A 12755-nucleotide genomic window follows, 5' to 3' on the forward strand; every position below is an offset into this window, starting at 1 on the left:
CCGCCGCAAGCGGCACCAGCGTGTGCGTCACGACGTCACCTCCGGGGCCTCAGTGGGCTCCGGCAGGACCGCCGGGCCGATGCGGACGAGGTCGCCGGGGCGGGCGCCGGTGTCCGACGTGACGCCTCCCCCGGTCGAGTTCAGCGGCAGCCAGACCACGCGGTCGGGCATCTCCGTGATCTGGAGCGGGAGTTCGGTCGCCCCGGCCGGACCGGCGACCGCAAGGAGGTCGCCGTCCTTCACGCCCGCCTCCGCCGCGGTGGCGGCGGACACGCGCGCGTGGGCGGCGTGCCGCGTCCCGGCCAGCGCTTCGTCGCCGTCCTGCAGACGGCCCTGGTCGAGCAGCAGCCGGTGCCCCGAGAGGACCGCCTCGCCGGCGGCGGGCCGCGGCGGCTGGGCGCCGGTCTCCAGGGGGTCCGTGGCGTGCGGGCCGTCCCAGCCGCCGAGCCGGTCCAGCTCGCGGCGCAGGGTCAGCAGGTCGGGCAGGCCGAGGTGGATGTCCCCGGCGTCGGCGAGCATGTGCAGCACGCGCGCGTCGGTGGGCGCCAGCCTGCGCGTCATCTGGTCCGGCTTCAGCGCGGCGTCGAACATCCGCGCGCGGCCCTCCCAGTTGAGGAAGGTGCCCGGCTTCTCGGCGACGGCGGCGACGGGCAGGACCACGTCGGCCCGGTCCGTGACCTCGCTGGGCCGCAGCTCCAGCGAGACGAGGAAACCGACCTCGTCCAGCGCCGCACGCGCGCGTGCCGGGTCCGGCAGGTCGGCGACCTCGACACCCGCCACCAGCAGGGCGCCGAGCTCGCCGGTCGCGGCGGCCTCGACGATCTGGCCGGTGTCGCGGCCGTAGCGGTGCGGGAGTTCGGCGACGCCCCAGGCGGCCGCGACCTCGTCCCGCGCGCGCGGGTCGGTGGCCGGACGTCCGCCGGGCAGCAGCGACGGCAGCGCGCCCACCTCGACGGCGGCACGCTCCCCGGCCCGGCGCGGGATCCACACCAGCCGGGCGCCGGTCGCGGCGGCGGCCCGCACGGCGGCGGTGAGCCCGCCGGGCACGGCCGCGAGCCGCTCACCGACGACGATGACCGACCCGTCGGCGCGCAGCGCCTCGGACGCCTCGGTGCCGGGAGCCTCCAGGCCGACGCCGGCCGCGAGCGCGTCCAGCCACTCGGTCTCGGTGCCCGGCGCCGCGGGCAGCAGCGTGCCGCCCGCCTTCTCCAGGCCCCGGGTCGCGAACGGCGCGAGGGAGAAGGTGCGCTGGCCGTGCTTGCGCCAGGCCTTGCGCAGCCGCAGAAAGACGCCGGGCGCCTCCTCCTCGGACTCGAACCCGGCGAGCAGGACGGTGGGCGCCTTCTCCAGGAGGGCGTACGTGACGCCCGTCCCGTCGAGGTCCCGGCCCCGGCCCGCCACCCGGGCCGCGAGGAAGTCGGCCTCCTCGCTGCTGTGCACGCGCGCGCGGAAGTCGATGTCGTTCGTGTCGAGCGCCACGCGCGCGTACTTGCTGTACGCGTAGGCATCCTCCACGGTGAGGCGGCCGCCGACGAGGACCCCGGCCCGGCCGCGCGCGGCGGCGAGACCACGGGCCGCGGTCTCCAGGGCCTCGGGCCAGCTGGCGGGCTCCAGCTCACCCGTCGAGGCGTTGCGCACCAGAGGTGTCGTCAGCCGGTCGGGGCGCTGCGCGTAACGGAAGCCGAAGCGCCCCTTGTCGCACATCCACTCCTCGTTGACCTCGGGGTCGTCCGCGGCGAGCCGTCGCATGACCTTGCCGCGCCGGTGGTCCGTGCGGCTCGCGCAGCCACCGGAGCAGTGCTCGCACACCGAGGGCGACGACACCAGGTCGAAGGGCCGGGAGCGGAAGCGATACGCCGCCGAGGTCAGCGCGCCGACCGGGCAGATCTGGATCGTGTTCCCGGAGAAGTACGACTCGAAGGGGTCGCCCTCGCCGGTGCCGACCTGCTGGAGGGCGCCGCGCTCGATGAGCTCGATCATCGGGTCGCCCGCGACCTGGTTGCTGAAGCGGGTACAGCGCGCACAGAGCACGCACCGCTCGCGGTCGAGCAGCACCTGGGTGGAGATCGGCACCGGCTTCTCGTACGTCCGCTTCTTGCCCTCGAAGCGGGTGTCCGAGTCGCCGACCTGCATCGCCTGGTTCTGCAGGGGGCACTCGCCGCCCTTGTCGCAGACGGGGCAGTCCAGCGGGTGGTTGATGAGCAGCAGCTCCATCACGCCGCGCTGCGACTTCTCGGCGACGGCCGAGGTCAGCTGCGACTTCACGACCATGCCGTCGGTGCAGGTGATGGTGCAGGACGCCATCGGCTTGCGCTGGCCCTCCACCTCGACGATGCACTGACGGCAGGCGCCCGCAGGGTCGAGCAGCGGGTGGTCGCAGAACCGCGGGATCTCGATGCCGAGCAGCTCGGCGGCCCGGATCACCAGCGTCCCCTTGGGGACGCTGATCTCGATGCCGTCGATGGTCAGCGAGACGAGATCCTCGGGCGGAACCGCCGCCTCCCCGCCCCCGGAGGGAGCGTTGTTGGTGGTCACTGTCATGCGTTCACCTGCGCGCTTTCAGCGGGCCGGTCGGCCCAGAGAGTCGACTTGGCCGGGTCGAAGGGGCAGCCCTTGCCGGTGATGTGCTGCTCGTACTCCTCGCGGAAGTACTTCAGCGAGGAGAAGATCGGCGAGGCCGCGCCGTCGCCCAGGGCGCAGAAGGACTTGCCGTTGATGTTGTCGGCGATGTCGTTCAGCTTGTCCAGGTCGGCCATGACGCCCTTGCCGGCCTCGATGTCCCGGAGCAACTGCACCAGCCAGTACGTGCCTTCGCGGCAGGGCGTGCACTTGCCGCAGGACTCGTGGGCGTAGAACTCGGTCCAGCGGGTCACGGCCCGCACGACGCACGTCGTCTCGTCGAAGCACTGGAGCGCCTTGGTGCCGAGCATCGATCCGGCGGCGCCGACGCCCTCGTAGTCCAGGGGGACGTCGAGGTGCTCGTCGGTGAACATCGGCGTCGAAGAGCCGCCCGGGGTCCAGAACTTGAGCCGGTGCCCGGCGCGCATGCCGCCGCTCATGTCGAGCAGCTGGCGCAGCGTGATGCCGAGCGGACCCTCGTACTGACCGGGGTTGGTGACGTGCCCGCTCAGCGAGTAGAGGGTGAAGCCGGGCGACTTCTCGCTGCCCATCGACTTGAACCAGTCTTTCCCCCGGTTGAGGATCGCGGGAACGGACGCGATGGACTCGACGTTATTCACGACAGTGGGGCATGCGTAGAGGCCCGCGACGGCAGGGAAGGGGGGTCGCAGTCGCGGCTGGCCGCGGCGGCCTTCGAGCGAGTCGAGCAGTGCGGTCTCTTCACCGCAGATGTACGCGCCCGCGCCTGCGTGCACGGTGAGTTCGAGATCGAGTCCGCTGCCCAGCACGTTCTTCCCGAGGTAGCCCGCCGCATACGCCTCGCGGACGGCCTCGTGCAGCCTGCGCAGGACGGGGACGACTTCACCCCGCAGATAGATGAAGGCATGTGACGACCTGATCGCGTGGCACGCGATGACGATCCCCTCGATGAGGGAATGCGGGTTCGCGAAGAGGAGCGGGATGTCCTTGCAGGTCCCCGGCTCCGATTCGTCGGCGTTGACAACCAGATAGTGCGGCTTGCCGTCTCCCTGCGGGATGAACTGCCACTTCATTCCGGTGGGGAAGCCCGCGCCGCCCCTGCCCCGCAGCCCGGAGTCCTTCACGTACGCGATGACGTCGTCCGGGGCCATGGCGAGCGCCTTGCGCAGGCCTTCGTACCCCTCGTGCCGTCGGTAGGTGTCCAGCGTCCAGGACTTCTCCTCGTCCCAGAAGGCCGAAAGAACCGGTGCGAGCAGCTTCTCGGGGCTGGTCTCGTTGTCGATCTCGGCTGCCAAGGTCATCACTCCCCCTCCTCGGCGGTCGGCCCTGCCGGGTGCGCCGGGTCGGACGCCGAGGTGTGCTGCGGCGCGTCGTGCGAGCTGAGGTGCTCGGCGGGGGCCTCGTCCTGAGGGCCTCCCGCGCGCGGGTGGACGACGCGCGGCTGCGGCTCCTCGCCCTTGGCCAGGCGCAGTCCGATCAGCGAGGCGGGGCCCGCGCCGCCGCTCGCCTCGACGGCGCCGGGGCGCGCGTCCGGGAAGCCGGCCAGGATCCGGGCCGTCTCCTTGTACGTGCACAGGGGCGCCCCGCGGCTGGGCCGCACGACCTTCCCGTCGCGCAGGTCGTCGACGAGCCGCTTGGCGGACTCCGGGGTCTGGTTGTCGAAGAACTCCCAGTTGACCATCACCACGGGGGCGAAGTCGCAGGCGGCGTTGCACTCGATGTGCTCAAGGGTGATCTTGCCGTCCCCGGTCGTCTCGTCGTTGCCGATGGCGAGGTGCTCCTTGAGCTCCTCGAAGATCGCGTCGCCGCCCATGACCGCGCACAGCGTGTTGGTGCAGACGCCGACCTGGTAGTCACCGGACGGCTTGCGCCGGTACATGGTGTAGAAGGTCGCGACGGCCGTGACCTCTGCCGTGGTCAGGCCCAGCATCTCGGCGCAGAACCGCATGCCGGTGCGGGTGACGTGCCCCTCCTCGGACTGCACCAGGTGCAGCAGCGGGAGGAGGGCCGACCGGGATCCCGGGTAGCGCGCGATGACGTCCTTGGCGTCCACCTCTAGGCGGGCCCGCACGTCGGCCGGGTAGTCGGGGGCGGGGAGTTGGGGCATGCCCAGGCTGACGCCCGCGCCCTGCTCTGAAGGAGTGGTGGTCACCGGTCGACGCCTCCCATCACGGGGTCGATGGACGCGACAGCGACGATGACGTCGGCGACCTGGCCGCCCTCGCACATCGCCGCCATGGCCTGGAGGTTGGTGAAGGACGGGTCGCGGAAGTGGACCCGGTAGGGGCGGGTGCCGCCGTCGGAGACGACGTGCACGCCGAGCTCGCCCTTGGGCGACTCGACCGCCGTGTACGTCTGTCCCGGCGGGACCCGGAACCCCTCGGTCACCAGCTTGAAGTGGTGGATGAGGGACTCCATGGAGGTGCCCATGATCTTCTTGATGTGGTCGAGCGAGTTGCCCAGGCCGTCCGGGCCGAGGGCCAGTTGGGCGGGCCAGGCGATCTTCTTGTCCTCGACCATGACCGGGCCGGGGGCGAGCCGGTCGATGCACTGCTCGATGATGCGCAGCGACTGCCGCATCTCCTCCAGGCGGATCAGGAAGCGTCCGTAGGAGTCGCAGGTGTCGGCGGTCGGGACGTCGAACTCGTAGTTCTCGTAGCCGCAGTAGGGCTGGGACTTGCGCAGGTCGTGCGGGAGGCCCGCCGAGCGCAGGACCGGTCCGGTGGCGCCGAGGGCCATGCAGCCGGCGAGGTCGAGATAGCCGACGTCCTGCATGCGGGCCTTGAAGATGGGGTTCCCGGTGGCGAGCTTGTCGTACTCGGGGATGTTCTTCTTCATCGTCTTCACGAACTCGCGCAGCTGGTCGACCGTGCCGGGCGGCAGGTCCTGGGCGAGTCCGCCGGGCCGGACGTACGCGTGGTTCATCCGGAGGCCGGTGATGAGTTCGAAGACATCGAGAACGAGTTCACGATCCCGGAATCCGTAGATCATGATCGTGGTCGCGCCGAGTTCCATGCCGCCGGTGGCGATGCACACCAGGTGCGAGGAGAGGCGGTTGAGCTCCATGAGGAGCACGCGGATGACCGAGGCGCGGTCCGGGATCTGGTCCTCGATGCCGAGGAGCTTCTCGACCCCGAGGCAGTACGCCGTCTCGTTGAAGAACGGCGTCAGGTAGTCCATGCGCGTGACGAACGTCGTGCCCTGCGTCCACGTGCGGTATTCGAGGTTCTTCTCGATGCCGGTGTGCAGATAGCCGATGCCGCAGCGGGCCTCGGAGACGGTCTCGCCCTCAATCTCCAGGATGAGCCGGAGCACACCGTGCGTGGACGGGTGCTGCGGGCCCATGTTGACGATGATGCGCTCGTCGTCGGCCTTGGCCGCGGACTGGACGACCTCGTCCCAGTCGCCGCCGGTGACCGTATATACGGTCCCCTCGGTCGTCTCGCGGGGGGAAGCGTGGGATGTTCCCTGAGTGGCAGACATCAGCTGTACGACCTCCGCTGGTCCGGAGCCGGGATCTGGGCGCCCTTGTATTCGACGGGGATGCCGCCGAGGGGGTAGTCCTTGCGCTGCGGGAACCCCTGCCAGTCGTCCGGCATCATGATCCGCGTGAGCGCCGGGTGGCCGTCGAAGATCAGGCCGAAGAAGTCGTACGCCTCGCGCTCGTGCCAGTCGTTGGTCGGATAGACCGGGACCAGTGAGGGCAGGTGCGGATCGCCTTCGGGGACGCCGACTTCGAGCCGGATCAGCCGGTTGTGGGTGATCGAGCGCAGGTGGTAGACGGCGTGCAGCTCGCGGCCCTTGTCGCCGGGGAGGTGCACCCCGCTCACGCCCGTGCAGAGCTCGAAGCGCAGGGCCGGGTCGTCGCGCAGCGTCTGGGCCACGCGGACGAGGTGTTCGCGCTCGATGTGGAAGGTGAGCTCGCCGCGGTCGACGACCGTCTTCTCGATGGCGTTCTCCGGGACGAGGCCCTGCTCTTCCAGGGCCCCTTCCAGTTCGTCCGCGGTCTCGTCGAACCAGCCGCCGTAGGGGCGCGAGGAGGCGCCGGGCAGGGTGACGGTCCGCACGAGCCCGCCGTAGCCGGACGTGTCCGCGCCGTTGGCGGCGCCGAACATGCCCTTGCGTACGCCGATGACCTCGCCGGCCTCGTCGCGCGGCGCCGGTACGCCGTTGCCGTTCAGGTGCTCGTCGTGCGCGTCGCTCACCGCAGCAGCCCCTTCATCTCGATGGTGGGGAGCGCCTTGAGGGCCGCCTCCTCCGCCTCACGGGCGGCTTCTTCCGCGTTCACGCCGAGCTTGGTGTTCTGGATCTTCTGATGGAGCTTGAGAATCGCGTCCAACAGCATCTCGGGGCGTGGCGGGCAGCCGGGCAAATAGATGTCAACCGGGACAACGTGGTCCACGCCCTGCACAATCGCGTAATTGTTGAACATTCCACCCGATGAAGCGCAAACCCCCATGGAAATGACCCACTTGGGATTCGGCATCTGGTCATAGACCTGCCGCAGCACCGGCGCCATCTTCTGGCTCACCCGGCCCGCCACGATCATCAGGTCGGCCTGGCGCGGCGACCCGCGGAAGACCTCCATGCCGAAGCGCGCCATGTCATAGCGCCCGGCACCGGTCGTCATCATCTCGATGGCGCAGCAGGCGAGGCCGAACGTGGCGGGGAAGACGGACGACTTCCGCATCCAGCCCGCGGCCTGCTCGACGGTGGTCAGCAGAAATCCGCTCGGCAGCTTCTCTTCGATTCCCATGCTCTTTGACCCCTCAGACCCTTAGTCCCATTCCAGGCCGCCGCGTCGCCATACGTACGCGTACGCGACGAAGACGGTGAGCACGAAGAGCAGCATCTCCACGAGCCCGAAAATCCCCAGCGCGTCGAAAGTGACGGCCCAGGGATAGAGGAAGACGATCTCGATGTCGAAGACGATGAAGAGCATCGCCGTCAGGTAGTACTTGATGGGGAATCGCCCGCCGCCTGCCGGCGTCGGCGTCGGCTCGATGCCGCACTCATAGGCCTCTAGCTTTGCGCGGTTGTACCGCTTTGGACCGATAAGCGTGGCCATGACCACGGAGAAGATCGCAAAGCCTGCCCCGAGGGCTCCCAGCACGAGGATGGGCGCATAGGCGTTCACGCTCCTCGCTCCTCTCAGTCGGCACTGACTGTTGGCGGTTGCGTCGGACCGCTCCCTGATTCCCATCGAAGATCGCTTACATGTGAAGCAGGTCACAAGCCCAACTGCCCCGCATCCTATGCCCGGCGGTCTGTGATCTGCGACACGGGGTGCGACAACGGCTTTGTGATCTCCACCACCTGACGAAGGATCATGAAGTCGGATGAGCGGTGATCTTCGTACGCGAAGCGCCTGAGCGATCACTAGAGGTGACATCTCAGCGCGTCATCGCTGGTCGAAGGCGTGTCGCTCTATCAAGCGGTGGCACCTGCAAGCAAATTGGCGCTGGACGGGATCACTTGATAGAGGAGTCGCGTTCACACTTTGGCGGCACAGGTGTGGACGGATGTGGACGCGTGCGCCGATTCACTAGCGCCGGGCCCCCTGTTCGCCGGGACCCACCACTCCGCGACCGGCGGCCTCGGTCGGCCTTCGCGGCCGACCCTCACGGACGATCTCCGCGACCGACCCGACGCGCCCCCTCCGCCCGGAGGGGGTCACCCGACCCACCCTCGAACCGCCGTCGGAATCTGCGGGAGATCTCAGGGATGTCTCAGCGAGATCTCAAGGAGACCCCCAGGAGGTCGCGGTGTGACCTGCGCCACAGGGTGAACTTCCCCGAATAAGCCGGGCTTGGCCAACGGACTCAACGGGTGGTAGACCGAGGGCAATTCGGGCGTATCACAGAAAACCCATGATCACAGGCGTGATCAGCCCTGTCCGCATTGCCCGTTACGGCGTCAATAAAGAGCGACACGCCCGGGATTCAGGCGCGGAATCCGTAACTGTGGCGCAGCACACGTTTCTTGAAGGGAACCGTGAGTCCCTGATAGCGGTTGGTCTCATGTCCCACACCGCTCACATACCCAGCCACCGGAAGCCCCGTCGCAGCGCCTCGAAGATTGCCCTGCGTGCCGGAGTTGCCGGTGGCGTCCTCAGCACCCTGGCAGTGGCCGCGGCGGCCGGTACGGCTAACGCGGCCGAGCCGGTGTCCGAGACCATCGAGATGCCCACGCTCTCCACCGATCTGTCCGCACAGATCGCGCAGTCGGCGGACGCCACCCAGCAGGCCGCCGACACCTACGAGTCGCGCGCCGAGCAGGACGCCGCCGCCTCCAAGGCCGCCAAGCAGGCCAAGGCGGACCTCGCGAAGGCCGAGAAGAAGGCCGAGGCCGAGCGCAAGGCCGAGGCCGCCGCGAAGAAGAAGGCGGCGGAGGAGCGCGCCTCGCGTTCCGCCGAGCGCACGAACCTCTCCACGCAGTCCGGTGGCGGTTCCACGAGCGCCTCCGACTCGGTCGCCCCGGCCAGCGGCAGCGTCGGCTCGGTCATCAGCTTCCTCAAGGCCCAGCTCGGCGACGCCTACGTGATGGGCGCCTCGGGCCCGAACGCCTGGGACTGCTCCAGCCTGGTGCAGGCCGCGTTCAAGCAGGCGGGCGTGGACCTTCCGCGCGTCTCGCAGGACCAGTCGACGATGGGCACCGAGGTCGGCACCTCGAACCTGCAGGTCGGCGACATCCTGTACTGGGGCGGCAAGGGCTCCGCGTACCACGTCGGTGTGTACATCGGTAACGGCCAGTACCTGGACGCCGCCAACCCCGGCAAGGGCGTTGTCATCCAGGACCTGTCCGGTTACCCGGCCTCGGGTGCCGTGCGCGTCCTCTGACGGCCCCTTAGAGCCACGACCAAGGGCCGGAACCCCCCTGGAGGGGTTCCGGCCCTTGGTGCGCCCTGAGAGGGCTTCTCAGGCGTTCCTCACGCCTTCGTCACGTCTTCCTCACGCGTTCTTCGGCTTCAGCTCCGCCATCTCGGACCAACCGCTGCCCTCGATCTCGGTGTTCACGATCTGCGGAACGGTCGCGATGAGCTCGCCCATCGTCTCCATGGCGGCCTTGAAGTGGTCGGAGCCGACGTGCGCGGCGCCCGCGTCCCCGTCGGCGAATGCCTCCAGGAGCACGAACTGGTTCGGGTCCTCGACGGAGCGGGACCACTCGAAGAAGACGTTGCCCGGCTCCGCGCGCGTGGCGGTGGTGAATGCGGCGGTCCGCTCGATCCAGCTGTCGCTGTGCTCGGGGCGGACGGTGAACTTGACTGCGATGAAAATCATCCGGCCAGCGTGCCTTGCGCCCGACGGGTGGGGCAAATCGGGCTAGTCGGGCCCTGCGGGCGCCGCGGAACTCCCCCACGGCGCCCCGGCGGTCACACGGTCATGCCTTCGGCGCCACCTTGCTCAGGCCGTTGATGATGCGGTCCATCGCGTCGCCGCCCATCGGGTCCGTCAGGTTCGCCAGCATCTTCAGCGTGAACCGCATCAGGACCGGGTGGGTCAGACCGCGCTGGGTCGCGATCTTCATGACCTTCGGGTTGCCGATGAGCTTCACGAAGGCACGGCCCAGCGTGTAGTAGCCGCCGTAGACCTCCTTGAGCGTCTGCGGGTAGTTCTGCAGCGCCAGTTCGCGCTGGGCGGGGGTGGCACGCGCGTGTGCCTGCGCGATGACGTCCGCCGCGATCTGGCCGGATTCCATGGCGTACGCGATGCCCTCGCCGTTGAAGGGATTCACCAGGCCGCCCGCGTCGCCGACGAGCAGCAGGCCCTTCGTGTAGTGCGGCTGACGGTTGAAGGCCATCGGCAGGGCGGCGCCGCGGATCGGCATGGTCATGTTCTCCGGGGTGTAACCCCAGTCCTCCGGCATCGAGGCGCACCAGGCCTTGAGGACCTCGCGCCAGTCCAGCTCGCGGAACGACTTGGAGGAGTTGAGGATGCCGAGGCCGACGTTGGACGTGCCGTCGCCCATGCCGAAGATCCAGCCGTAGCCGGGCAGGAGGCGGTCCTCGCCGGGGCCGCGGCGGTCCCACAGCTCCAGCCAGGACTCCAGGTAGTCGTCGTCGTGGCGGGGCGAGGTGAAGTACGTGCGGACCGCGACGCCCATCGGACGGTCCTCGCGGCGGTGCAGGCCCATGGCGAGCGAGATCCGCGAGGAGTTGCCGTCGGCCGCGACGACGAGCGGGGCGTGGAAGGTGACCGGGGTCTTCTCCTCGCCCATCTTGGCGTGCACGCCGGTGATGCGGCCGGTCCGGTCGTCGATGACGGGCTCGCCGACGTTGCACCGCTCGTACAGGCGCGCGCCCGCCTTCTGCGCCTGCCGGGCGAGCTGCTCGTCGAAGTCGTCACGCTTCCGGACGAGGCCGTAGTCGGGGTAAGAGGCGAGTTCCGGCCAGTCCAGCTGGAGCCGCACCCCGCCCCCGATGATGCGCAGGCCCTTGTTCCGCAGCCAGCCCGCCTCTTCGGAGATGTCGATTCCCATGGACACCAGCTGCTTGGTGGCGCGGGGCGTGAGCCCGTCGCCGCAGACCTTTTCCCGTGGAAACGCGGTCTTCTCAAGGAGGAGTACGTCGAGGCCGGCCTTCGCCAGGTAGTACGCCGTCGTCGAACCGGCGGGGCCGGCGCCGACGACAATTACGTCCGCGGTGTGTTCGGAGAGCGGCTCGGTCACGGCGGGTTCTCCCCAAGGCTCGAAATCTGTGTGCCGACCGGCACGGGATATGGGCAGTCTATGAGGCGGTACTGATCAGCCAGCCGAAGGGCCACACGTGACCGAGCAGACCGATACCCTGCCCGCGCTGCACCTCCCCGCCGTGCAGCTGCGCGTCCCCACCCACGAGGACGCCTTCGTCTGGCACCGGCTCTTCGACGACCCCGAGGTCATGGAGTTCTTCGGCGGCTCGTCGGCGGAGCTCTCCATGTACGAGGAGCTGACCGCCCGCCAGCGCAGACACGACGCCGAACTGGGCTACTGCCTGTGGACCTTGCTCGACCCGGCCGGCGAGCCGATCGGTTTCACCGGCGCCCAGCCCTGGACCAGGAGCTGGGGCCCGGTGGGTGAGATCGAGATCGGCTGGCGGCTCGCCCGCGGCGCCTGGGGCAAGGGGTACGCGACCGCGGCCGCGGAGGCGACGGTCGAGCGGCTGCGCGCGGCGGGGGTGCCGAGCGTGGTGGCGATGGTCGTCGCCGGAAACGAGCGGTCCATCGCGGTGACGCGGCGGCTCGGCATGGAGCTCGCCGAGTCGTTCACCACTCCCCCGCTGGTACCGGGCGTGGAGACGTCGCGGCGTACGGCCCACTGTTTCCGGCTCACCCTTTAGAGAGCGTCCGGAGCGCGTCGGAGGGTTCTAGCGAGCTTGCAGCAAGGCTCCGGCTGCGAGGTCGGAGCCCTGCTGCGGCCGGGCGTGTCAGTCCGTGAGGCGCCACGTGTCCAGTGCGGTCGCGTGCGTCTTCGCGCCCTCGCCCGTCGGCCAGAAGTCCTCGCGCCAGGAGAGCTGGATCGCGTACTCCGTGCCGTTCTCCGCGACGTAGCTCTGGTTGATGGCGTGGATCGTGCGGTCCGCCTCGTCGGTGTACGTGTACTCCCAGATCGCCCCGTCCTGCCCCTGGAAGGTGTTCTCTTCCATCCGGATGCGGTCGTAGTCCGACTTGTCGGGCGCCGACTTGGTGTGCTTCTCGATGTTCCGGAAGTTCTCGTACGAGGTGTAGGGCGCGTCCGTGACGACGCCGACGAGGAACTCCTCACGGCCGGTCGACCCGGCATAGGTGATCTGTCCGGGGCGCTCGGGGTTGACGGACTGGCGGGTCCATCCCTCGGGCACCGCGAAGGAGAAGCCCTCGGGGTCCGTGATCCGTTCGGTGCCCTCGGGGACCTTCGACTCGCCGGTCGTCCCGGGATCCGTGCTGTCGCCGGACTCCGGACTCTGCGACGCCGCCGGGCTCGGGGCGCCGCCCGGGTCCTCACTGGGCTGCCCGCTCGGCTGGTCGGTCCGGCTGACCGAGGCCTTGTCGTCCTTGCCCGCGCCGTCCGCCTTGTCGTTCCCCGTGTCCTGCCAGAGCAACGCCCCGGCGGTGGCGCCACCGCCCACGACGAGGGCCACGGCGATGGTGACCACCCAGACGGTGGCCCGGCTGCGCGGCTTGGGGGCGACGGGGGATTGG

Annotated in this window: 11 protein-coding genes and 1 pseudogene; 2 read left to right on the forward strand and 10 right to left on the reverse strand. The window is 69.5% G+C overall.

The window, feature by feature from the left end; translation table 11 throughout:
• Positions 1 to 27: 27 nt before the first annotated feature.
• Genes AOK03_RS05580 through AOK03_RS05610 form a run of 7 tightly spaced genes read right to left on the reverse strand, consistent with a single transcriptional unit; the run spans position 28 to position 7735 of the window.
• A complete protein-coding gene (locus tag AOK03_RS05580) occupies positions 28 to 2541 on the reverse strand; it encodes an NADH-quinone oxidoreductase subunit G (RefSeq protein ID WP_055564030.1) in 2514 nt (837 codons plus the stop codon).
• Positions 2538 to 3902 (reverse strand): NADH-quinone oxidoreductase subunit NuoF, encoded by a 1365-nt coding sequence (gene nuoF, locus AOK03_RS05585; RefSeq protein ID WP_208609504.1) that lies wholly within the window; start codon positions 3900 to 3902, stop codon positions 2538 to 2540. Before nuoF ends, AOK03_RS05580 begins: the two co-directional genes overlap by 4 nt.
• Entirely contained in the window at positions 3899 to 4750 is an 852-nt protein-coding gene (gene nuoE / locus AOK03_RS05590; RefSeq protein ID WP_055564032.1) for an NADH-quinone oxidoreductase subunit NuoE, read from the reverse strand. Before nuoE ends, nuoF begins: the two co-directional genes overlap by 4 nt.
• A complete protein-coding gene (locus tag AOK03_RS05595; RefSeq protein ID WP_055564033.1) occupies positions 4747 to 6081 on the reverse strand; it encodes an NADH-quinone oxidoreductase subunit D in 1335 nt (444 codons plus the stop codon). Before AOK03_RS05595 ends, nuoE begins: the two co-directional genes overlap by 4 nt.
• Positions 6081 to 6803 (reverse strand): NADH-quinone oxidoreductase subunit C, encoded by a 723-nt coding sequence (locus AOK03_RS05600; RefSeq protein ID WP_055564034.1) that lies wholly within the window; start codon positions 6801 to 6803, stop codon positions 6081 to 6083. The genes AOK03_RS05595 and AOK03_RS05600 overlap by 1 nt, the downstream gene beginning before the upstream one ends.
• On the reverse strand, positions 6800 to 7354 hold the full coding sequence (locus tag AOK03_RS05605) for a NuoB/complex I 20 kDa subunit family protein (protein WP_055564035.1): 555 nt from the start codon (positions 7352 to 7354) through the stop codon (positions 6800 to 6802). The genes AOK03_RS05600 and AOK03_RS05605 overlap by 4 nt, the downstream gene beginning before the upstream one ends.
• 21 nt (positions 7355 to 7375) lie before the next feature.
• Positions 7376 to 7735, reverse strand: coding sequence for an NADH-quinone oxidoreductase subunit A (locus AOK03_RS05610; RefSeq protein WP_003992243.1), 360 nt, complete (start codon positions 7733 to 7735; stop codon positions 7376 to 7378).
• Between the two features lie 883 nt (positions 7736 to 8618).
• Between AOK03_RS05610 and AOK03_RS05615 the strand changes: the two genes are divergently transcribed.
• On the forward strand, positions 8619 to 9437 hold the full coding sequence (locus AOK03_RS05615; RefSeq protein WP_055564036.1) for a C40 family peptidase: 819 nt from the start codon (positions 8619 to 8621) through the stop codon (positions 9435 to 9437).
• 111 nt (positions 9438 to 9548) lie between these two features.
• Here AOK03_RS05615 and AOK03_RS05620 read toward each other — a convergent pair whose 3' ends face one another.
• Both AOK03_RS05620 and AOK03_RS05625 read right to left on the reverse strand, forming a co-directional pair.
• Entirely contained in the window at positions 9549 to 9878 is a 330-nt protein-coding gene (locus AOK03_RS05620) for a putative quinol monooxygenase (protein ID WP_055564037.1), read from the reverse strand.
• A gap of 100 nt (positions 9879 to 9978) precedes the next feature.
• Positions 9979 to 11265 (reverse strand): geranylgeranyl reductase family protein, encoded by a 1287-nt coding sequence (locus AOK03_RS05625; RefSeq protein ID WP_055564038.1) that lies wholly within the window; start codon positions 11263 to 11265, stop codon positions 9979 to 9981.
• A 97-nt stretch (positions 11266 to 11362) separates the two neighbouring features.
• Here AOK03_RS05625 and AOK03_RS05630 point away from each other — a divergent pair, with 97 nt between their 5' ends.
• Entirely contained in the window at positions 11363 to 11914 is a 552-nt protein-coding gene (locus AOK03_RS05630; protein ID WP_244177495.1) for a GNAT family N-acetyltransferase, read from the forward strand.
• A gap of 87 nt (positions 11915 to 12001) precedes the next feature.
• On the opposite strand, the pseudogene AOK03_RS05635 reads toward AOK03_RS05630, so the two are convergent.
• Positions 12002 to 12755, reverse strand: a pseudogene (locus AOK03_RS05635) (hypothetical protein); the annotation flags it as partial.

This window comes from Streptomyces atriruber, assembly GCF_001418325.1.
GTDB lineage: Bacteria > Actinomycetota > Actinomycetes > Streptomycetales > Streptomycetaceae > Streptomyces > Streptomyces atriruber.

Coding starts and splice junctions, on each gene's coding strand:
- AOK03_RS05580 (WP_055564030.1), bottom strand. CDS start 2,541: ATGACAGTGACCACCAACAACGCTCCCTCCGGGGGCGGGGAGGCGGCG.
- AOK03_RS05595 (WP_055564033.1), bottom strand. CDS start 6,081: ATGTCTGCCACTCAGGGAACATCCCACGCTTCCCCCCGCGAGACGACC.
- AOK03_RS05605 (WP_055564035.1), bottom strand. CDS start 7,354: ATGGGAATCGAAGAGAAGCTGCCGAGCGGATTTCTGCTGACCACCGTC.
- AOK03_RS05615 (WP_055564036.1), top strand. CDS start 8,619: ATGTCCCACACCGCTCACATACCCAGCCACCGGAAGCCCCGTCGCAGC.
- AOK03_RS05620 (WP_055564037.1), bottom strand. CDS start 9,878: ATGATTTTCATCGCAGTCAAGTTCACCGTCCGCCCCGAGCACAGCGAC.